Source organism: Flagellimonas spongiicola, from assembly GCF_023502425.1.
GTDB classification, from domain to species: Bacteria; Bacteroidota; Bacteroidia; order Flavobacteriales; family Flavobacteriaceae; genus Flagellimonas; species Flagellimonas spongiicola.
The window spans coordinates 284,481-305,524 of sequence record NZ_JAMFMA010000002.1 but is presented as its reverse complement, the minus strand read 5'-3'; the positions used below and the strand labels follow the sequence as shown (position 1 = coordinate 305,524).

The window sequence follows — 21,044 nt, the reverse complement described above, 5'->3', positions numbered from 1 at the left end:
TTTGGCTATGAAAAGATTAGGGCTCCTATTGCTTTGTTTACTGCAATTCTCCTGTAGCGGACAAAATCCTGAGAAAATCAATGGAATCAGTTTTGTTGGTTCACGGATAAAGGCCAATCAAGAACACATAGATCCGGTTGTAAAGCTCAATGCGAATTACGCAGCGGTAATGCCATTTGGGTTTGCCAGAAATCTCAACTCCCCAAACATCATTTTTGATACGGAAAGACAGTGGTATGGGGAGACTAGGAAAGGTGCCAAGCAATATATTGACCAACTAAGGAAAAACAATATCAAAATCATGTTAAAGCCACAAATCTGGATTTGGAGGGGGGAATTTACAGGAGACATGATGATGCAATCTGAAGAAGATTGGAAGACATTGGAAGAAACCTATTCCAATTTTGCTTTGACCTTTGCAAAACTGGCACAGGAAACAAAAGCCGAAGTGTATTGTATTGGCACCGAGTTGGAAGAATTTGTTAAACACCGACCTCTATTTTGGCAGGAACTCATCGAAAAAATCAAACAAATTTATTCAGGGAAACTCACCTATGCTGCTAATTGGGATGAGTACCCTAGAGTTCCATTTTGGAATCAATTGGATTTTATAGGCGTAGATGCCTATTTCCCATTATCTATAGAAAAAGACCCCTCTATGGATGATTTGCGAACTGGCTGGCAGCGTTGGAAATCCAAATTGTATGACTTATCAAAGCAAGAAAACAAGCCCATTCTATTTACTGAGTTTGGTTATCGAAGTATGGATTACACTGCAAAAAAACCATGGTTGGTGGATCGCAATCAAATGAATGTGAATTTAACCGCACAAGCCAAAGCCACTGAAGCTGTATTCCAAGAGTTTTGGGAAGAAGAATGGTTTGCAGGAGGTTTTATCTGGAAATGGTTCATTCAACATGGCGATTCTGGAGGAACTGAGGATAATCGTTTTACCCCTCAGAACAAACCTGCGGAAAAAGTATTGCAGGAATATTTCAAGGCTTACAACGGATCTAACCATTAAGCCGTGAGAAATCCCCATTTTTTAATCGTATTGATTCTTGTCTACCTCAGTGGGTATCAAACCTATGCCCAGAATTTTGTTGCCGATGTCAAGATACAGGGAAATGAACGGACCAAAACTGGATTTATAAAAAAGGTGATACGGCTGAATTCTGGAATGGAATTGGATTCAACCCTGCTAAGGGAAGATGTGCAAAGATTAAAACGTTTACCCTCTATTTCCCATGCCTATTTCCAAGTGTTTCCAGCATTGGAGGAAGGGACTTACAATGTCTTTTATGGTGTTGAAGAGAACTTTACGTTGATTCCGTTTGCTAATGTTTATACCTCAAATAATGACGAATTTGCATTTAGAATTGGGTTACAGGAGTTTAATTTATTTGGGCAAAACATAACATTAGGAGGATTCTATCAAAGGGATATCTTCAATTCATACGGCGCGCACATACGAGCACCTTACTTATTCAATAAACAATGGGGATTAGCCGTAAGTTATCAAGATTTGCGGACCCAGGAACCTGTGTTTTTGGAATCAGGAACCGCTGACTATCGCTACAATAACAAGTCGGTGGAAGTCCTTGGACTTTTTGAGCTGAACTTCAAAAATCGATTTGAATTTGGAATCAATTTCTTTACTGAGAACTACGACTATCTGTTTGGCGAAACAGACCCGAGCGTGCCACAGGAGTTAGAGGTGGACAAGTACTTACTTAAGTTGATTTATAATTACGATGCCATTGAATATTATTATCAATATTTATCCGGTTTTAGAAGTGCGTTGAATCTTCAATATGTACACAGTACGGATCGGATGTTGCCTGAATTTGTAATAGGGTTTAACGATTTTACGTATTTCCTTCGGGTGGGTCAAAGGGGAAATTGGGCCAATAGACTTCGCTTAGGACTTTCCAGTAATATTGATAGCCCGTTTGCACCATTTGCAGTGGATAACAACCTTAACATTAGAGGTGTTGGAAATACGATTGATAGAGGAACAGGAGCTATTGTGCTGAATACTGAATACAGGCATACTCTGATTGATAAGAATTGGTTTGTTTTACAAAGCAATGTATTTATTGATGGTGGTACATGGCGTAATCCTGGGGGGGATTTCAGCGATTTTGGGGATGCCCAAAACCTAAGAATATACCCTGGTTTTGGCATTAGATTCATACATAAACGGATTTTCAATGCCATTTTCAGGATTGATTACGGTCATGGCATTACAGATCAGGGAACCAGAGGAGTTGTATTTGGTATTGGTCAATACTTCTAGATTTCTAGGAAAATTAGTTCAATATTTCTTTCCCAATCAAACTCTTTTTGCCAACTTTGTTTTGCACCCCAGCAACACTTTAATTTAATGAAATTAATACCAGCACTATTGTTGTGGGTGGGCGTAAATTCCGTGCTTTTTGCCCAAGAAGATTATTATACCGTTACTGCCCAAAAAGGCGATGGGATTTACTCCATTCTTCGCAAACAAGGGTTGGACCCAGTAAAACATTATGAGAGTTTCGTCCTGCTAAATGAAAAGGATATCAAAGATGGTAGTCTGCTTCATGTTGGAAGAGAATATAAGATACCAGTCACTGACGATTCTTATAAGAAAAAGGGCATGATTCTAATGGCAGACAATTCCACTGAAAAACCAATTTTTGATAAGGAATTGGGACAGATGAGTCACAGTGGCAGTGCACTAAAAAATGCGGTTTACTACATTATATTGGAAGATAGTAGTGCTGCAGCGAGTTCCTTTATGGACGACGTTTCCAAAAATTTAGCAGCTAAGTTATTGGAACAAGGAGCTTCTGTTTTTGTGATGGGCGGAGAAGAAGAGGCTAAGATTGCCTTAACACCACAAGAAAGACTAGGTAATTATGTAGCTTCGATAAATAAGCGATTTCTACAAAACCAAGGAAAATATCAACGATTATTAGTTATCAAGTCCAATGGTACCATACAATCGGGAAATCTTGATGTCATGGTCTTTCATCACGATAAAAGTGAACAAGGACAACGCATGGCCGAAAATCTGCAACAAGTGTTCAAAAAGAACAGCATAGTGAAACGCGAAGAGGCTTCAAGTCAAACGTTTGAAGATAAAAACATGTTGTTCCTTGCAAAAAATGCGCTCCCAGCAGTAAGTTTAATTACCCTATCCAAACAAGAAAAAACTGGTGATGAGGTTATTTCAGTACGTTCGGATAAACGCAAGTTCGCAAATTGGATTACAGATGGAATTCTTAAGGATTATGCTGATTTACAGATAGAAAATTGATGCGCTCAGTAACTTAGGCCAGAATATTTTTTTTGTAATAACTGTATAATTCTTCGGGTTCAGCTCCCATGTAATTTTTTAGATGTATCATTCCAAAGTGATATTGAACACGAAGCCAACCTTTCTCCCTGTATTTCCTTGCTGAGGTTATTACGGCATCTGGAATTATCTTGAATTTGGACTTTTTATAAAGTCTAGTGATGAATTCCGTGTCTTCGTAAATAAGATATGCTTCGTTAAAACCCTCAGTTTTATTGAATAAGTCTCGTTTTACAAACAACGATTGATCCCCACCTCTGCACAGCCGATGATTAATTCGAGATAAATAAGCAAAAAACCTTAAAATAGGATTTCTAGTATCAAATTTCATACGGAAACAGCCGGAATCGTACCCTTGTCCAATGGCTTCAAGAATTTGTTCATCGAACTTTTGCGGAGTGAACGTATCGGCGTGCAAGAAATAGAGTATTTTACCTGTAGCATTTCGCGCGCCCTTGTTCATCTGTTTAGCTCGTCCTTTACCAGATTCAATCACTGTGGCCCCTCGAGTCTTTACAATTTCACATGTATTATCACTACTCCCTCCATCCACACATAAGATTTCCTTGATGGCAAGCGTGGTACTGGTTTTATGAAGATGGTCAATCACTTTCCCAATCAACCGTTCTTCATTAAGGACAGGAATGATTATGCTTATGGAATTATTTGGACTCATTCAATTTCCAATCATATTCTAGGTATTCCACTTTTGCTCCTTTTGATATAGGACTGTCAAGATATACGTTCACATATTCCAATAAGGTGGAATTCGTGGTGAAATCTTCGCTGAACCATTTAAAGATTCTGGATAACTCGGCCTTTCCACTGCCAAATCGATTTCGTTTGTCGTCATTTACAAAATCAACTGCTGCTTTGGAAAGTAATCGTTCCATGCTTTGAGCTGTAAAAGGCATGTTCATCAATTTTGGGCAAGAATACGATGCGCAGTTAATTGCAAAATGAATTCGGGGTTCTCCCATTTTTCGTAAAACCTGATGCTCAATATAATTTAATGAAACACGGTCATCTCCAATAGGTATCCATTTTTTCTTCCATCTACTTGGGATGTCCTTTATGCTATTAACTGGGTAATGGTCCACAATCAATTTAACTGTAGCCGCATTGTATAGATTGATGTAAAATGCGAGTTTTTGTTGCTTGCTCCAATTTGCTTCCGGAGGATTTGCAGCAAGTAATGCTAAATAGGATTCTAGCTGGGCAACATCCAATTCAAATCCTTCGTAATCCACATTACCATCCAAATCCACATGTTTTTTCAGCAAAACACCCCATTGGTCATGTTTGACCATCGAGCTTTCGCTTTCAGCAGGTTGTGCATTTGAAATTGGTGTGCCTAAAGCCATCACCAATAGCAACACTAATGGATTACGAAGTAAGAATTTCATGCAATTTTTTATTCACTTTTTTTGCGATTGATGTGCCAAAATTTAGCAGCACCCACCACCATTATAATGCCATGTACTTTCGCTTACAAATATCTCGTCTGAAGCTTTGGCCAAAGCAGCAGCGGTCTTATCGCATACCGCTAAAGGTTGATTTTGTAAAAGAACATGTCCCAATCCGTCATCAAAGTACTCCTCCTCACCATAGTAAATGGCCGTTTTTCCAGTAAACATGCAAGGTCCATCTTCAGGCATCGGGTCTTTTATGGCGGCTATTTCAATGGATTCTATATACACCAGTTCATCCGTTGGATAGTGGTTGGGAGTCAAAACACGATAGGCTCTTCTGCCTCGTATTTCAATCGTACCGAAACCTGCATCGGTAAGCACCTTGACATAATCCTTAATTGGGATGCTTCCGCTTAAGCATAGCGCTCTTAGGCGGTCATCATTTCTTAATTCATCATTCATGGGTTGTTCGCAGGTTGGATCACTCATGACCAATCTTCCGTGTGGTTTTAAAACGCGGTACATTTCGGCTACTGCTTTTTTTAAATCGTCCATTTTAAAGATGTTGAACAGACAGTTTTGCGCGGCAACATCAATACTCTCATCAGGAACAGGCAGGTTTAAGGCATCACCTTTGACCAAATCCACATATTCGCTTTTAAACCAATCGTTTTCTTCCTCGGCGATTTTGAAATTTTTTCGGGAAGCTTCTAACATTTCGTCCACGGAATCCACGCCGATCACACCACTTTTTTGACGCGAAAAATAGGAGAATTGCAATAGTTCCATTCCACCACCTACTCCAACATATAGCACTTTAGGATCGTTTACCAAATCCTGCGCAGATACCGTACTTCCACACCCGTAATTCATTTCCTGCATGATTTTAGGGATGGAAAGGCCTGGAAACTGCCAAATGGGATTGGTTGTACAACAAAGACCGACGTCAGGGGATAATGCCGCTTCTTTGTATAAATCTTGTGTTGCATCTAAATAACTCATATTGCTTTAATTAGTTCTTTGAAGAGTTTAATCATTTTTGGTTCAGTATTGCCGGCGATTTCTATAATTTCCTGAATGTTAACCGGTTGCAAGTTGTCAGGGTCGCATTCATCCGTTAAAACGGAAACGGCTACAATGGGTAGTCGTAAATGATTGGCAACAATTACTTCGGGTACGGTACTCATTCCCACTGCATCGGCACCCAATATTTTGAGCATGCGGTATTCCGCTTTGGTTTCCAATTGCGGACCTACCACTGACGCATAGACACCTTTTTGTAGCGAAATTCCATTTTCCTTTGCAATAGCTTCAACTTTGGTGCGCATTTCCAAATCGTAAGGGTCTGCCATGTCCACAAAACGATCGCCAAATTCGGCGACATTTTTAAATGCCAAAGGAGATCCACCTTGCAGATTAATATGATCTTCTATAAGCATCATATCGCCTTTTTTGAAATTCAAATTGATGGCGCCAGCTGCATTGGAAACAAACAATTTTTTAATACCCAACAAGTGCATAACTCGAATAGGGTAGGTAATGTCTAAAAAGTCATAACCTTCATAGAGGTGGAAACGCCCTTGCATCACCACTGCCTTTTTTCCGGCTATTGTACCATAAATCAGTTTTCCTGAATGGAATTCCACTGTTGCCAATGGAAAGTAGGGGATGTGATTGTAATGGGCTTCAATTGGATTTTCGATTTCCGAAACCAATTGCCCCAAGCCAGTACCTAACACGATTCCAATTTCTGGGGAATCAAAACCTTTTTTATTTAGGTACTCTACAGATTCTTCAAGTTGTTTTTTGGTCATTCTTTTATATGTTTTATAAAAGGCTGAAACGCCTCAATGTCTTTAATGTCTTCATAGTGATCCACGTCGTTTTTTACCGGTAACAACGCTATTTTTTCATCTTCAATATTCTTCAATGTAGATGCAAGGACACTTGATGTGCCCCACTCTTTATTTACGAAAAGGGCCTCATTCAGTTGGGTCATCCCTAAAAGGTAGTATCCGCCATCTTCTGCCGGTCCAATTACATAATCGTTTAATTCCAATTGTTTAAAAGCATCTTCCAGTTCAGATAGGGAAAGATCGTACATATCACTACCAATGATAATAATTTTTTCATAACCAGAATCAAAACCATTTTGGAAAGCGTTTCTCATGCGAATGCCCAAATTTTCGCCCTTTTGCAGTTCTTTCTGATAAATGGTATTGGGCCATATATCTTCATCCCAGATTTCCTCTGAGTAGTATACTTTTTTTGAAGTTGCCAGATCCTTAGTGAATGCAACGGTGCGGTTGAGTAAAAACTTATAGATTTCCAAGGCCGCAACATCACCCGTTTTTGCGGCCAATCGTGTTTTGCATTTCCCCAATTCAGGATTACGGGTAAATATGAGCAATAAATTCTTGCTGGTATCCAATGTATTATTCTTTTGTGCTGTAAACTTTTCTAGCATTGGTCAATAGCTTACCCCAATACTTACTAAATGGATGCACGTTTTCTGTAGGTTGGTTATTGGCGTCATATACAGGGAAACCTTTGTTCTTCCATTCAAAAATACCTCCATACAAATTTTGAATATTGGAATAACCTTCCGTCTTTAGTATTTCCGCTGCATCTTCGGAACGAACACCGATGGAGCAATACACAACAATTGACGAATCTTTATTAGGTATGCTGGCACCAATCGATGTCAGGTCAATGTTCTTGTCGCCTATCCAAATAGCTTTTTCAATGCGGCTTACATCATATTCTTCTTTCGACCTCGCATCCAATACAACCGTGTTCTCAAGTTTTGCGAATTCTTCGACACTTATGTACGGTATGGATTCCTCATTCAAAGATTTCAGCACAGAAGGTATGGTCAATTGCCCTCTTACCGCATAAGAAAATAAGAAAATTGAACTTAAGATTGCTCGAATTGACATAGATCAAATTTGTACTCAAATATAATCCTTCCAGTTGTCAAAGGATAAATATGACTATCTTAATGCAAGGTTTTAAATCCTTGACTATGTTACGAATTATTCCCCTCTCATTTTTGCTGCTGGTCATGGTCGGATGAAAGGACCCTATCAGACCCCTACAACCAATTACGTATTGAAAACCATGATTCACAACATAGCATTACGGATATCACAAATCTGTTTTGTAGGTTAAACAATCATTAAATTAGAGTTGTGGTGATTTAAATCAGAATCGAATTGCAAAACACTTGTTTACTTTGCTGCTTAATCCATGTTTATGAATCTTCCTCAAGACCAAATTCACCAATTAACCAATAGGATATCAGAGATCATCAAGAGCTTAGAGGAGCAAGAACAGGAGCATATTCAAGCCTTAAGCTCAGTTAGTGAAAGGTATAGTGGAAGTGGAAGAAATCTGGTGCATTATGGAGCATTTAGAGGGCATGATATTCGAACACTACAACAACAATTGAAGCTATTGGGATTAAGTCGATTGGCGAATGCTGAGGGCAATATTCTTGGTAGTCTAATAAGTGCCCAGCATAATTTGTTCCAATTAGGACAGCAACCATCACCTGTTGCTACTACAAATTTTTTGAACATTGGCGAAGGCCGTACTATCCTAAACAGGAATACAGAACTTCTATTTGGTGGAAATCGAGAAAATCGAAGGGTTAGAATTATGGTGACACAACCAACACTTTCCGCCACTGATTATGATATGGTTTTGGAAATGGTGAAGGATGGGATGGATTGTGCAAGAGTTAACTGCGCACATGATAATCCAAAGGTCTGGAAAGCCATAATTGATAATGTAAGAAAAGCTGCTAAAGCCTGTAGCAGGGAGGTTAAGATTGCAATGGATCTTGCTGGACCAAAAATTAGGACTGGTCAATTAACACCAGGTCCCATGGTTAGAAAATTTAGACCCATGCGTTCAGATTTGGGACATGTTCTGAGTCCGGCGGAGGTGAACTTGGTGAGTGATTCAGAAGCTAATTTTTTAGCGAACACCCTACCGGTAACGGAAGAGCAATTGCAACAACTACAACTTGGAGATGTACTGACATTAACAGATAGCCGTGGAAAAAAACGCAAATTAAGCGCAGTTGCGCTTGAAAAGAACAAAGTCACATTAAATAGCTACAAGACTCTTTACGTGACAACAGGAACCGAATTGCGAATTAAAGGTTCCAAAAAGAATACTATAATTGTTGGCGAATTGCCAAAAGTGGTTTCGTTTATACCACTCTATGTTGGAAATACGTTATTGGTCACGAAAAACCCAGAGCATGGATCATTACCCGTATTTGATACGGAAGGAAAGCTCGTTGAACCGGGCAAGATACCCTGTATTCCTGCATCAATTGTTTCCAAGGCCAAGGAAGGGGAGGCGATTTTGTTTGATGACGGTAAAATAGAAGGTGTCATAGAAAAGGTGCATTCTGATTATTTTGAAGTTCGTATCGTAAAAGCAAGTGTCAATGGGTCTAAACTGCGTGCGGAAAAAGGAATCAACTTTCCTACCATGGATTTGGGATTGTCCGGTCTTACAGAAAAGGACCGCCAAGATTTGGAATTTGTGGCACAATACGCAGATATTGTCAACTACTCCTTTGTTAATACCGCTGATGATGTACAAGAATTACTTGAAGCATTAGAGCGACTTCATGTAAAGGACAAGCTGGGCTTGATTTTAAAAATCGAGACACGATTTGCTTATAGAAACCTGTTTAAAATACTACTAGCTGCTATGCAAACCCAACAGGTGGGTGTTATGATTGCTAGAGGAGACTTAGCCCTAGAAGTGGGCTGGAAAAATATGGGCAAGGTGCAAGAAGAGATTCTTTCCATTTGTAGTGCTGCGCATGTACCGGTTGTTTGGGCAACACAGGTATTGGAGGGCTTGGCTAAGAATGGTTTGCCTTCAAGATCAGAGATCACCGACATTACTTCATCAATACGGGCAGAATGTGTTATGCTCAATAAAGGGCCCTATATCAACGAGGCCATAAAACTGCTGGATGAGATCCTCGGTAACATGGAGAGCCTTCACGACAAAAAGGAAGGTATGTGGCCTAAAATAGAGTGGTTGTAAACCCAATCAAAACTGTAATTTTTTCGTTGTAAATCGGACTAAGGGAAGGTAACAATTTAAGAACCTTAAGAACATTACAATGAAAATAGGAATTAACGGTATGGGCCGTATTGGTCGTGCCGCTTTAAAAGTGATCAACGAGACTCCTGGTCTGGAAGTTGTAGCCGTAAACGATATTGTTTCCATTGAGAATACCGCTTACTTGTTAAAGTATGACACGGTCTATGGAATCTATGAAAAAGAAGTATCCCCAGAGGGAGATAAGCTTGTAGTGGATGGACAAAAAATCCATTATTCATCCATCAGAAATCCTGAAGAACTTCCGTGGGAGGAATTTGGTGTTGACTTGGTAATTGAAAGCACAGGCGTATTCACCAAAGGTGAAGATGCCGAACGTCACATCAAAGCAGGGGCTAAAACAGTAATCATCTCGGCGCCTACAAAAAGTGAGGATACGCCGACGGTAGTACACGGTGTAAACTCAGATGATGGTCAAACCAGCGTGTTCTCATGTGCTAGCTGTACTACGAACAATATTAGTCCTGTGGTTGAGGTGTTAGGTCGCCGAATTGGGATTAAAAAAGCGATTATGACCACTGTTCATGCATATACAGCATCTCAAGGTATAGTGGATGCCCCATCAGGTAAAAATTTTAGAATGGGAAGGGCAGGTGCCCAGAACTTGATTCCAACTACAACAGGCGCAGCGATTGCAACTACAAAAGCATTGCCTGCTTTTGCGGGTAAATTTGATGGTGTTGCCATCCGGGTTCCAATACCTGTAGGTTCTATTTCAGATATGACCTTTGTAATGGAGCGCAATGTTACTCCAGAGGAAGTAAACCAAATTTTAATGGAAGAAGCAGAAACTGCCCGTTATGCAAATGTGTTGGATACCACGGATGAACCAATTGTATCTTCCGATATCATAAAAAGTCCGTATGCATCGACTGTGGATTTATCTATGACTCGAGTTGTGGATGGCGATTTATTGAAGGTGATGACTTGGTATGATAATGAATGGGGCTTCACCAATCAAATGGTACGTCAAATTTTGGAAATCAAAGGATAGAAAAAACAATAGGAAAAGAAAAAGGGACCGAATTTCGGTCCCTTTTTTTAGTTGATATAATGGTATAAACTGGTAATCAGTGAACATACTGAACATACCAATACAAAATACCAGAAGAAATATCCAATTTTTTCATCTACAGTGTCCATGTTCCCGTTTGTTTAATGTGGTTGATTTTAATAGCTCTTCGAAATTAAGGAGATTGCCATTCCATGGTTTCATAATTTTATTTATGGGGTCAAAATCCACATAAATGGTAGCTTTTTTTTTGTGAATGGTATATGGCTTTAAATTGTGCTTGTAGGAAGAATTTCAATAGGGTGGAATTTTGTAGGAATCCTTGGGATTACTTTGAAATTGAAGCTGTTGGCCCTAATTTTATACTAAAATCCAACAATGGACCAAGCGACATTAGATCAAGCGATATCGGGTAGAATGCGTAAATGGGGCATTCCAGCAGTACGTATTTCCTTTGCCTTAATCTTCTTCTGGTTTGGAATTCTGAAACCCTTCGGCCTATCTGCCGCCACAGATCTATTAAAAGCCACAGTGGCTTGGCTTCCATTTGGCAGTCCTGAAGGTTGGCTTGTGGTAATTGGCTGGTGGGAAGTAGTTATTGGAATTACCTTTTTATTCAAGAAAACAACCAAAATTGCCATTGGACTGTTGCTTCTTCAAATGGTAGGTACATTTATGCCATTGGTGTTTTTACCGGATATTACTTTTCAACAGGGCAATTATTTGCTCCCTACACTAGAAGGTCAATACATCATTAAAAATGTAATGATCATTTCCGCGGCACTGATTGTGGGAGGAACTTTATTTAAAAAGAAATAGGGCCAAAAGTCAACACCCTATCGAAATCAATACAGTTTATACTAGGGGAGTACCTTTAAGACGCTTTTCAATCTTGCGTTTCTTTTCGGTCAAGGCCTTCATGACATCCATTAAATTGGAGTCTTTGGTCTCTTTGTAGATTTCGTTAATAGAAAGTATAAGTGCCTTGGCCTCTCTTGAAGCTGCAACCCGGTCACTTGTTGACATATGACTCAAAGTTCTGTTTTCAAACTCTTTTGCCTTTGCTAATAAATCTTCGGTCATTTTTATTTAAAATTAGTCTAGTATCGGATAAATATAAGTGTTAGTTTGATATTTTCTACTTATAGTGGTATTCGATTTTTGTATTTATGATATCATTAAGAGCCAAAAAAAACGGAATACGCAATAATAGTAAGCTTTTTAGTCGAGATTTTGTTAAAAAAATTACACTAATGTCAAAAAATGGTAAAAGTGCTGCCGCCAAATTCTAAGGCTGTAGATACTCCGAAGGCGTTTTTCCGGCTAGTTTCTTGAACACGCGAAAAAAGGTGGATTTGGATTGAAATCCTGAAATATTCCCAATGGCTTCTAGGGTAAGTTGCTTATTGTCGGGGTTTTTTAATTGTCTTTTCGCCTCCAAAACCCGATAGCCATTTACGAAATCCGTAAAACCAATACCCATGCCATGATTAATGGCCTGGGAAATGTATTTGGAATTGGTTTGTAGTATTTCAGCAACATTAGAAACGGCCAAATCCGGGTCCAAATAAGACTGTTCCGCATCCATCAGTGTCTTGAGTCGTTCTAAAATGATGGCGTATTCGTTTTCTTGCAGACTACTGGCTGCATATTTTTTTGGTGGCAGTAAGCTGCTTCCAGAATTTACCAAGAGCCCCATAATCGTAAAAAGACCTAACAAGGCAATCAAGAAAACAATGTCCACCGGCCATTCAATAAACGAAATGGATGTGGTATTAAATAATGCGCCGTAAATCCGATTGGAGGTGGCTGTAAATAGAAAGTAGACCACAATACTAATGGCCAGCAGAGAGGCCAACAATCTATCTGTTCTTTTATTGGGTGACTTAAGGAAACCCAAGAAGCTATAAACCCCAGGAATTAGGAAAGCCATGGGCAGCAACAGACTTTTGACAAGGGTTCCCAAATTATTCCAGTAGTTAAAAGGTCCCGGCCGTTTGTCCGCATAAAAATTTTGGAGCATTTGCCGCTTGGTTTCCATGTCTAGGGCAAGCACCAATGCTAGTTTATATAGCGCATAAAAGATAAAAGGAAGCACCAGTAGCATCGTCCATTTACTAGCTAAAGGTTTTTTAATGGCGGCCCGGATAAAGACAAAGAACACGGGATACAGTAGCAGATTATAAAAGCGACCTGGCGAATACCAAAAAGGATAGTCCAGAAACAGTCTGCTATGCACCAGGGTCTTAAAACCCAGTTCCAAGGACAAGAGGAGTAACAGTACATACAGCCAAATATAGCTGTCATCCCCGCGAATATTAGCGATGAGCAAGAACAGGGAAAAGAACAAGCCTATTGCTGTGAAACCAAGCCCAAAAATTGAAATAAGGTCCATGAAATGTCCTTCAATTGGTAGGGTTAAAGATACCGAATTGGGGTTTCCAACCTGTTGAGCGATGGTATTTTTTCAAAAGCAAGTGGGTTACTAAAACTATGTGTTAGCTGCAACTGCATTGTCTTGGTGGTGGCGTTGATGCCAAAACGCAATACCAGTTCATTAGCATTTAGTTCCATTGTGCCGCCGGTCAAGGGCACAGGTAGGTAATGCATTTTGCCAGAATAGTGCTCGGTATTGGATGGTTTGGCAAATTGAAAGGGAAAATAGAACATTTGGGTGTCCATGACCAGCATTTGAGCCAGATTGCTTCCCACAATATTGGTGATCAATATTCTGCTTTTGTTAAAGGTTTTGGCAGGTAAAGTGCTGCCCATTTTTGCACAGTTTACTTGATGTGCACCAAAGGTGATTTCCATGGCTGTAAAAGGGCCATTCCCCAAAAACTGTTGGATGGTTTGAAGTAAATGAACGGATTGCATAACATCTTGGATTGATTTGGGGGTTATGCAAACAACGGGTTTGCAATATATCGAATATTTACGACATAACACCATACGGTGTTTTTTTGAATTGATAGGAATAGGCAATTTGCCTTATGCCCAAAAAAATATCCGAAGAAGAAAAGTTGTATCTAACTGAATTTGGTAAACATATTCGAATTTTGAGGGAAGCTAAAGGTTGGACTCAAGCGGATCTTGTTTATGAAGCCGGAGTTCATGGTAATTTAGTTGGAAGAATTGAAAGAGGAGAGAGAGCTGCCAATATCCTTCAGCTTAAGAAAATTGCAATTGCCTTGGATGTTAATGTTGTTGATTTGTTTAAATAATTAGCTAAGCCAGGAGTAATTGGGAACCAATGAAAACAAAATGTTTTTATTGCTACAATTTACAGGGAAGATTTATTTCTATATGTATTACATTTTAAGGCATGAGAAACAAACTTAGCCGAGAAGAAAAGCTATTTATCAGAGATTTTGGTATGAATCTCAAAGCGCTGCGCGAAGAAAGAAATTTATCCCAGACTAAGCTTGAAGCCATTTCAGGGTTATCCAAAAATCAAGTTTGGAGAATTGAAAATGGCGAAGTCAATACTACAATTTCAAATTTGGTTTTGCTGTCAAGTGCTTTAGAAATAGAAATTCCAGAGTTGTTCAATTTTAAATCTTGATTTTTTGAAAATCCAATTCCTGTTAGCATTCCTTGTAGTTACTTTGGCGTCTGCCCAAAAGACAACTTTAAAGAGAGAAACACTTGTTGGTTGTTGGACAATGATATTGGAAGAGGAGCCCAGTTCGGATTATTTGAGTTTTCAAAAGTGCACAGACCTTTATGATAGCAAGGTAAAAGTTACCCTCTTGACGTTTGATTTAAAGCATGATGGGAAACTGTCGTTTTTCCAAGAAACCTCCAGTCCAATTTGCCCTGGTTTTGGAAATGCAAAATTTGAAGGCACCTGGTCATTCCATGAAGACACGGCAGTGTTAACATTGCATTACACGAAAGGACATCACGGGGTACAAATTATTGATGGGCAAATGGGTGAAAATATAAAAGCGGTCGCATTTCAATGTACTATAGAAACGCTGCTTCCCGATTTGTTTACTACACCCTTGGAATCTATTGTTCTGGATGAAAATTAATATGTCAACCTTTGCTTAATACGTTACCTTAATCGGAAAGCTAAACGGATAATCGCAGGGTTTGCCCGCTTTGGTTCCCGGAATAAACTTTGGGAGTCTATGTAGCATTTTGATCACGGCTTTTTCTAAACTGCCCGTGGGATCATCAGAATACAGAAACTCAATTTGACCTATTTCACCATCTTTTTGGAAAATAAATTTCACCTCCAATGTTACCTGGGTTCCTGCCACCCCATCCGAAGGTAAATACAGTTTGTTCCGCACGTTATCATGAAACACCCTGTCAAAACATTTAATGCGTTCATCCCTGTTGGTGGCCTTTTTGCACTTATTAAAAACAGGAACTACAAATTCCTCAGTTAGCGCATCTGGGACTACAATTCCTTTCTTGGGTTTTACATACTCTTTGTAATGCCGCGCTCGCAGTGAATCTTTGCCACTTTCACTTTCAAAAGTGGGTTTTTCCTGGGCGTGAGCAAAGCTTGCCATTCCCATGAAGACAAAAAATAAAAGGGCCTTTTTAAAACAAGGGGTTCCCATAATTAAGGATTTGGTCATTACGGTTTTCTAGATTTGACGGGGATTAATATTCTGAAGTTACGCCTTCATATTCAAATAATTCTGAAGCCTCTTCCACATTGCCCAAAGCATTTTTTCCACGTAATTTACCCACGCTATGCGCCTGCATTTCGGTTTCGGGATAACTCTTTATCAAATTTTCTATGGCAGCTTGAGCCAATTCCTCTTCGTAATTTTCCAACCACTGGTCTTCCAATTCTTCGGGCAAGATCAATGGCATACGTGGGCCTTGCAATTTTGGATTGTTATGTATTTCTGCCATCATGGGATTGCCCTCGGTGGTCACGATGGTAAATGTATTGAGGATTTCCCCTGTTTCAGGGTCTGTCCACTCATTCCAGAGACCGGCCAAAGATAAAGGTTCACCATCCTTTTTGGAAACATAAAAAGGGATACGTTCCTTGCCAAAATGGTGGTGTTCGTAAAAACCGTTTACCTGAATAATGCATCGCTTTCTTTTGGCCGAACTTTTAAAGGAATTTTTCAAAAAAAGGGTCTCCCCGCGTGCATTCAGCGTTTTGTTCCAGATATCCTTTTTATCGTGGGCCCAACCCGGCACCAAACCCCATTGTGATACTATGGGATAACTGGGACTTTCATTGGTGTAGATCAACATTTTTGGGTGCTCAAATCCAGAAACATGGAAAAGCGGCAGGTCAGTTTCCCGCGCCAGTTTCTTTTTGATTTCCTGGATGGCGTGTTCATCGCCATCACGTTTTGCCCGTTTGAGTTGTGCATCCAACTGGGCATTGACATCGTAGCACATGTAGTTGAGGTTGAATAGACAATGTACCAAAATCCGATAGGTTTTGCAATTGCAATGGGAGTGCTATTGGTCAATAGGACTTCTGAAGGATCAATACAATTCTGAAATACTGGGATTACCTACGGCAATTTTTAAAAGAAGAGTATCCCCTACCTGAACAAAAAATCTATTTTTCCAAATATCGAACGAGGCATTAAATGTATCGCCTTGATACTCGTATTCAAATGTTGCTTCTTGGTAATAGTAGCTTCGAACAAAGTGCACCATGTGTTCTTCCTTTACAACTGCAGGGATTAAAGCAGTTCTCCGCCCTACAAACTTTAACTCATCAATCCACCACAAATAAGTGGCGGTAAAAATTAAAATCGTGAAACAGAAGATTATGATATTCTTTTTTTTCTCCGCTTTCCGAGATGCTTCAAAACGAGATTTCCAGTTTTTGTAGTTGTGATTAGTTTCCAAGACTGCTATTGAAGTTTCAAATTAAAAAAGAAATGGTGATTTGAAGCAATAAGGGTGAATTAACTCGATTCTCACCAATATTCAATCAATTGGAACATAAAATCAAATTAATCTGAAAAAAAGCAGCAGGCTAGTTTTAATGGGTGAGCTGTTCAATGTTTTTGCCATGCTCATCCGCCATAAAGATAAAGGTGTTGCCATCCGTTTCCATTCCATAATTACCCGCATCATAAACCAATTTGGAATGGCCGAGGCTGGCATTGAGTTCTTGGCGGTCTGCAAAAAAGGAGACCTGTTTGGTCTTGCCCGTTTTATGGTTTCTTTTATGGAGGTCAAAAGTGTGGCCGCCAGCATTATTGCTGTATAGTAAGTATGCACCATCCTGAGACCAATTTGGCATTCGTTCACTGCTATTGGGGCTATTGGTGAGGTTGGTGATTTTTTTGGTGGAAACATCCAAGGAAAACAGGTCAAAAATATAGGTGGAATCTTTCGCCATGTTTTTGAGAAAAACGATTTCATTGCCATTGGGATGCAAGGCGGGCTTGTAGAACTCATCCCCACTTTTCTTGGATTCTAAAACTACTTGAACTTCATTACTTGCGGTATTTCTCAGTATCAATGCCGTTTTTTTGTCCGGTCTAAACTCTGCATAAAGCATAAATTTTCCATCAGCAGAAAAACTGATTTCGGAATGTCGAAAACCCTTTTTTGGTTTAGTAACTTTTTCTAAGGAAGAACCATCTGGTTTTATTCGGAAAATGCTCATTTCCCCATCCCTGTTCGATGAAAAATAGATATAGGAGCCATCCGATGACCAGGTGGGATTTAAATCCCAGGAAGAAGTACTAGCCGTGATTTGCAATTCGGTTCTAGAATCCAAATCCATTAGATAAATATCAGGAAGCTGTTCATTGCGATAGGAATAGTAAACGACCGATTTGCCATTTGGTGAAAGACGTGGGCCAAAGTCTTGTTGATAGGATTCTTGTGCTAACCCAAAATTGCTGAGCCATGCCGTTAAAACACACAGAATAATCATTTTATAGTAGATCATGGTAGGGTCTGTTTAGATAATTCAATTAAATCTAAGGCAATGCAGCTTCAATTTCGATCAAATTGATTTGGGCACCTTTAATTATGTGATGAAAGCTATGAAATGGTGATGAGTAGCTTTTTAATGCCTGCCAATTCACTTTGATTCGGTTTGTTCGGAATTGCAATTCCGAACAAGGTTCAATTTAGTTTGCTGCTTCTAATTGATATAATTGACCTTCATCAATAGGGTACTGCCCTGTCATCAATCAAATCAATTAAAAAATGGAAAAACGATTTACAGAAAAATGGAAGCTGATAGTTGATATCGCCATATTTGTTTTAGTGGTATATCTGGATGCGATAAATGTGTTGCCAATCTCCCAAACCATTTATTTGGTACCCCTTATTTTCCTAATACTTCGCGTACGAAAAGAAACTTTTGCATCCATTGGGTGGGGTTTTGGTGGAGCTAATGTCTATAAGCAGATTGCTCTTGGGGTTTTAATAGGAGTACTCATGGAACTCTTCGCAATTTTTGTCTTGTCACCGATGATCAATGGTTATTTTGGAACCTCACCAGATTTGACTGAGCTTTCTGAAATTAAAGGAAATCTTGTGTTGTTGGTCATCTATTTGGCTTTATCATGGCTGTTAGGTGCTTTCGGTGAGGAAATTTGTTTTAGGGGATTTTTGATGAATCGAATCGCTGGATTATTCCAAAACACAAAACTAGCATGGTTTCTGGCTGTTGTACTATCCAGTATCTTGTTTGGTTGGGGCCATACGGAGCAAGGTGTTTCCGGATGGGTTCAAGAAGGAATCAATGCGATACTCTTGGGAGTCGTTTTTATTTCTTCCAACAAGCGGTTGCCTGTGCCAATTGTTGCGCATGGTGTATCTAACACACTCGCACTTGTTTTGATTTATCTTGGCCAGTATCCTGGTGTGTATTAAATCGTTCCTTCGGTTTTAACTCAATAAAAAGAAAAACCCCTGCAAAAGCAATGTTTTACAGGGGCTTTATGTGGTACCTCCAGGAATCGAACCAGGGACACACGGATTTTCAGTCCGTTGCTCTACCAACTGAGCTAAGGTACCTCCCATGCCTTTACAAAGGCGGGTGCAAATATAATTTCAAAATTAGGATATACAAACAAAAACAAGAAAAAAGGCATTGGTTTTTTTCCATTTCTCGATCTTTGTGGTATGAACCTGGTCATTGATATTGGCAATACAAGAATCAAATACGCTGTATTTGAAAACAGTACATTGGTTTTTGATGAAAGTTCGGATGCTGGAATGTTCGTTTCAAAAGTGAAACAATTGTTTGAACAGTATCCTAAAATCAATCGGGCGCTCATAGCTTCGGTGGGTAAATTGGAGCACAAGGAAAAGGACATTGTTTCCTTATTCTGTAAAGTCCATGTGTTGACGCACGAATCCAAGGTGCCATTTAAGAATAGCTATGCTACGCCCAATACCCTTGGTATGGATAGAGTAGCCTTGGCAACAGCAGCATTTTACAAAAATCCGAGGAGGAACACTTTGGTCATAGATGCTGGTACCTGTATTACCTATGATATGATAAATGATGCAGGTGAATATGTTGGAGGTGCCATTTCCCCTGGAATCCGTATGCGCTATAAAGCAATGAACAACCAAACGGCAGCGTTGCCTTCTTTGGAACCAGAGGAACTTATGGATTTTATTGGCAACACTACGGAATCAAGTATGCACAGTGGTGTGATTAATGGTGTTTTGCAAGAAATTGATGGCGTAATTGATCAGTATCGGTCTCGCTTTGAACATTTAACAGTTATTTTAACAGGAGGTGACTTCCATTTTTTTGCTAACAAGCTAAAAAATACCATATTTGCGAATTCTAAATTTCTCTTGGAGGGGCTAAACTACTTGCTGGAATACAACAAACGCTAGATGATTAAGAAATTTTTGATCGCTTTTTTTTGCGTGGCCGCTCATGGCATCTTCGCGCAAAATGCAACCATATCACCTTATTCTTATTTTGGTATCGGAGACCTTAGAACGGGTGGTACTGTTGAGAACCAAATGATGGGTGGATTAAGTCTATATACGGATAGTATCCACATGAACCTCAGGAATCCGGCAGCCTATTCCAAACTTCGTTTGACTACGTATACTGGGGGTATTTCCCATACGCGATTCAATCTAAAGGATGCAACTGAAAGTCAAAGTGCCAAAGTCACCAATTTGGATTACTTGGCCATTGGATTTCCTATTGCCAAAAAATTAGGTGTTGGATTTGGTTTGATGCCATTATCTTCCGTAGGTTACGAGCTTCGGGATGATAGTGCGGATGGAACAATTTCCAATGCATACACTGGTGAAGGAGGATTGAACCGAATATTTCTCTCACTTGGTTTTGAACCGATAAAGAATGTAAGTATTGGGGTTACCGGAAACTTTAATTTTGGAACCTTGGAATACCAACGAATCCAAAGTGTGGAAGGCGTGCAATTTGGTACGTTGGATCGTCGTGAGTCCAGAATCAACGGTTTGGACTTCAATTATTCCCTTAATTATACGCCAACAATTAAGGACAAGTATACCTTATATACCTCTATAATGGTGAATACCCAGGGCAACCTCGCTTCTGAGAATTCCGCAAGATTAGGTTCTTTTTCAACGGCCAATGGAGCTGAGATTGAGGTATTGGACGTGGACTTGGATGCCACCAACCTCAGAAATACAGAATTGAAGATTCCAACAAGGACTACTTTAGGACTTGGATTTGGAGAAAACAAAAAATGGTTTTTGGGAGGAGAGTATAGCTTCCAACAATTCAGTGATTTTACCAACGATTTCCTAGGGATACAAAATGTGGAATACAAAGATGCCAGCACAATTGCAGTTGGGGGTTACTATATACCGGATTATAGATCATTATCAGGCTACCATAAGCGAATTACCTACCGCGCAGGATTTAGATACGATGTTACCGGTTTGGAGGTCAATGGTGAAGCAATCAACGATTTTGGCATAAATTTTGGATTTGGGTTACCGTTGGGTGCTAGTTTTTCCAATGTGAACATAGGTTTCGAATATGGAAAACGCGGCACAACAGACGCAAATCTAATCGAGGAGAGTTACTTTAAATTCAATTTTGGACTATCCTTGAATGATAGATGGTTTGTTAAAAGAAAAATAAATTGATGGGGGTTTTATTCTGATATTTTCAATTAACCATTGATATCCGCTCCTT

25 protein-coding genes and 1 tRNA gene are annotated in these 21,044 nt (G+C 39.5%); 12 read left to right on the top strand and 14 right to left on the bottom strand.

All coding sequences use genetic code 11. The features are described 5' to 3' along the window. Positions 1–7 precede the first annotated feature (7 nt). From M3P19_RS07585 to M3P19_RS07575, 3 genes are all read left to right on the top strand, one after another. Positions 8–1,024, top strand: coding sequence for a glycoside hydrolase family 113 (locus M3P19_RS07585; protein WP_249657053.1), 1,017 nt, complete (start codon positions 8–10; stop codon positions 1,022–1,024). Positions 1,025–1,027: 3 nt separating this feature from the next. Then, positions 1,028–2,299, top strand: a complete 1,272-nt coding sequence (locus tag M3P19_RS07580; RefSeq protein ID WP_417953599.1) for a POTRA domain-containing protein — start codon at positions 1,028–1,030, stop codon at positions 2,297–2,299. A gap of 87 nt (positions 2,300–2,386) precedes the next feature. Beyond that, positions 2,387–3,304: an N-acetylmuramoyl-L-alanine amidase gene (locus M3P19_RS07575; protein WP_249657052.1), complete on the top strand. Its 918-nt coding sequence runs from the start codon at positions 2,387–2,389 to the stop codon at positions 3,302–3,304. A gap of 13 nt (positions 3,305–3,317) precedes the next feature. Here M3P19_RS07575 and M3P19_RS07570 read toward each other — a convergent pair whose 3' ends face one another. From M3P19_RS07570 to M3P19_RS07545, 6 genes are read right to left on the bottom strand one after another with little or no spacing between them, the layout of a single operon-like run. After that, on the bottom strand, positions 3,318–4,019 hold the full coding sequence (locus M3P19_RS07570; protein ID WP_249657051.1) for a TIGR04283 family arsenosugar biosynthesis glycosyltransferase: 702 nt from the start codon (positions 4,017–4,019) through the stop codon (positions 3,318–3,320). Continuing rightward, complete coding sequence (locus M3P19_RS07565; protein ID WP_249657050.1) at positions 4,006–4,749, bottom strand: DUF547 domain-containing protein; 744 nt, start codon at positions 4,747–4,749, stop codon at positions 4,006–4,008. The genes M3P19_RS07570 and M3P19_RS07565 overlap by 14 nt, the downstream gene beginning before the upstream one ends. 42 nt (positions 4,750–4,791) lie before the next feature. Next, complete coding sequence (gene arsM, locus M3P19_RS07560) at positions 4,792–5,757, bottom strand: arsenosugar biosynthesis arsenite methyltransferase ArsM (protein ID WP_249657049.1); 966 nt, start codon at positions 5,755–5,757, stop codon at positions 4,792–4,794. Further along, entirely contained in the window at positions 5,754–6,569 is an 816-nt protein-coding gene (locus tag M3P19_RS07555) for a purine-nucleoside phosphorylase (RefSeq protein ID WP_249657048.1), read from the bottom strand. Before M3P19_RS07555 ends, arsM begins: the two co-directional genes overlap by 4 nt. Then, entirely contained in the window at positions 6,566–7,222 is a 657-nt protein-coding gene (locus M3P19_RS07550; protein WP_249657047.1) for a TIGR04282 family arsenosugar biosynthesis glycosyltransferase, read from the bottom strand. Before M3P19_RS07550 ends, M3P19_RS07555 begins: the two co-directional genes overlap by 4 nt. After that, on the bottom strand, positions 7,191–7,694 hold the full coding sequence (locus M3P19_RS07545; RefSeq protein ID WP_249657046.1) for a rhodanese-like domain-containing protein: 504 nt from the start codon (positions 7,692–7,694) through the stop codon (positions 7,191–7,193). The genes M3P19_RS07550 and M3P19_RS07545 overlap by 32 nt, the downstream gene beginning before the upstream one ends. Positions 7,695–8,010: 316 nt before the next feature. On the opposite strand from M3P19_RS07545, the gene M3P19_RS07540 reads away from it, so the two are divergent. From M3P19_RS07540 to M3P19_RS07530, 3 genes are all read left to right on the top strand, one after another. Beyond that, positions 8,011–9,831, top strand: coding sequence for a pyruvate kinase (locus M3P19_RS07540; RefSeq protein WP_249657045.1), 1,821 nt, complete (start codon positions 8,011–8,013; stop codon positions 9,829–9,831). A 79-nt stretch (positions 9,832–9,910) separates the two neighbouring features. Then, on the top strand, positions 9,911–10,903 hold the full coding sequence (gene gap / locus M3P19_RS07535) for a type I glyceraldehyde-3-phosphate dehydrogenase (RefSeq protein ID WP_249657044.1): 993 nt from the start codon (positions 9,911–9,913) through the stop codon (positions 10,901–10,903). A gap of 396 nt (positions 10,904–11,299) precedes the next feature. Continuing rightward, positions 11,300–11,740 carry a hypothetical protein gene (locus tag M3P19_RS07530; RefSeq protein WP_249657043.1) on the top strand — a complete coding sequence of 147 codons (441 nt, stop codon included), beginning with the start codon at positions 11,300–11,302 and terminating at the stop codon, positions 11,738–11,740. Positions 11,741–11,776: 36 nt separating this feature from the next. Here the strand turns inward: M3P19_RS07530 and M3P19_RS07525 are convergent, their stop codons facing one another. From M3P19_RS07525 to M3P19_RS07515, 3 genes are all read right to left on the bottom strand, one after another. Next, positions 11,777–12,004 carry a hypothetical protein gene (locus M3P19_RS07525; RefSeq protein ID WP_249657042.1) on the bottom strand — a complete coding sequence of 76 codons (228 nt, stop codon included), beginning with the start codon at positions 12,002–12,004 and terminating at the stop codon, positions 11,777–11,779. 205 nt (positions 12,005–12,209) lie between these two features. After that, on the bottom strand, positions 12,210–13,316 hold the full coding sequence (locus M3P19_RS07520) for a helix-turn-helix domain-containing protein (protein ID WP_249657041.1): 1,107 nt from the start codon (positions 13,314–13,316) through the stop codon (positions 12,210–12,212). Positions 13,317–13,339: 23 nt separating this feature from the next. Continuing rightward, positions 13,340–13,798 (bottom strand): hypothetical protein, encoded by a 459-nt coding sequence (locus M3P19_RS07515; RefSeq protein WP_249657040.1) that lies wholly within the window; start codon positions 13,796–13,798, stop codon positions 13,340–13,342. Between the two features lie 116 nt (positions 13,799–13,914). Between M3P19_RS07515 and M3P19_RS07510 the strand changes: the two genes are divergently transcribed. From M3P19_RS07510 to M3P19_RS07500, 3 genes are all read left to right on the top strand, one after another. After that, the gene (locus M3P19_RS07510) at positions 13,915–14,145 is read left to right on the top strand and encodes a helix-turn-helix domain-containing protein (RefSeq protein ID WP_249657039.1); all 231 of its coding nucleotides are present in this window, start codon (positions 13,915–13,917) and stop codon (positions 14,143–14,145) included. Positions 14,146–14,246: 101 nt separating this feature from the next. Further along, positions 14,247–14,486, top strand: a complete 240-nt coding sequence (locus M3P19_RS07505; protein ID WP_249657038.1) for a helix-turn-helix domain-containing protein — start codon at positions 14,247–14,249, stop codon at positions 14,484–14,486. A 4-nt stretch (positions 14,487–14,490) separates the two neighbouring features. Then, a complete protein-coding gene (locus tag M3P19_RS07500; RefSeq protein WP_249657037.1) occupies positions 14,491–14,958 on the top strand; it encodes a hypothetical protein in 468 nt (155 codons plus the stop codon). Between the two features lie 15 nt (positions 14,959–14,973). Here the strand turns inward: M3P19_RS07500 and M3P19_RS07495 are convergent, their stop codons facing one another. From M3P19_RS07495 to M3P19_RS07480, 4 genes are all read right to left on the bottom strand, one after another. Further along, positions 14,974–15,498 (bottom strand): energy transducer TonB, encoded by a 525-nt coding sequence (locus tag M3P19_RS07495; RefSeq protein WP_249657036.1) that lies wholly within the window; start codon positions 15,496–15,498, stop codon positions 14,974–14,976. A 43-nt stretch (positions 15,499–15,541) separates the two neighbouring features. Further along, positions 15,542–16,303 (bottom strand): SOS response-associated peptidase, encoded by a 762-nt coding sequence (locus M3P19_RS07490; protein ID WP_249657035.1) that lies wholly within the window; start codon positions 16,301–16,303, stop codon positions 15,542–15,544. Between the two features lie 90 nt (positions 16,304–16,393). Next, positions 16,394–16,765 carry a hypothetical protein gene (locus tag M3P19_RS07485; RefSeq protein ID WP_249657034.1) on the bottom strand — a complete coding sequence of 124 codons (372 nt, stop codon included), beginning with the start codon at positions 16,763–16,765 and terminating at the stop codon, positions 16,394–16,396. Positions 16,766–16,901: 136 nt separating this feature from the next. After that, positions 16,902–17,822, bottom strand: a complete 921-nt coding sequence (locus M3P19_RS07480) for a TolB family protein (RefSeq protein WP_249657033.1) — start codon at positions 17,820–17,822, stop codon at positions 16,902–16,904. A 263-nt stretch (positions 17,823–18,085) separates the two neighbouring features. Between M3P19_RS07480 and M3P19_RS07475 the strand changes: the two genes are divergently transcribed. Beyond that, positions 18,086–18,757 carry a CPBP family intramembrane glutamic endopeptidase gene (locus M3P19_RS07475; protein ID WP_249657032.1) on the top strand — a complete coding sequence of 224 codons (672 nt, stop codon included), beginning with the start codon at positions 18,086–18,088 and terminating at the stop codon, positions 18,755–18,757. Positions 18,758–18,828: 71 nt separating this feature from the next. Here M3P19_RS07475 and M3P19_RS07470 read toward each other — a convergent pair. Then, a tRNA-Phe gene (locus M3P19_RS07470) sits at positions 18,829–18,901 on the bottom strand. Between the two features lie 108 nt (positions 18,902–19,009). On the opposite strand from M3P19_RS07470, the gene M3P19_RS07465 reads away from it, so the two are divergent. Further along, a complete protein-coding gene (locus M3P19_RS07465) occupies positions 19,010–19,738 on the top strand; it encodes a type III pantothenate kinase (protein ID WP_249657031.1) in 729 nt (242 codons plus the stop codon). Then, positions 19,739–20,995 (top strand): BamG family beta-barrel-assembly machinery protein, encoded by a 1,257-nt coding sequence (locus M3P19_RS07460; RefSeq protein ID WP_249657030.1) that lies wholly within the window; start codon positions 19,739–19,741, stop codon positions 20,993–20,995. Positions 20,996–21,044: the final 49 nt, after the last annotated feature.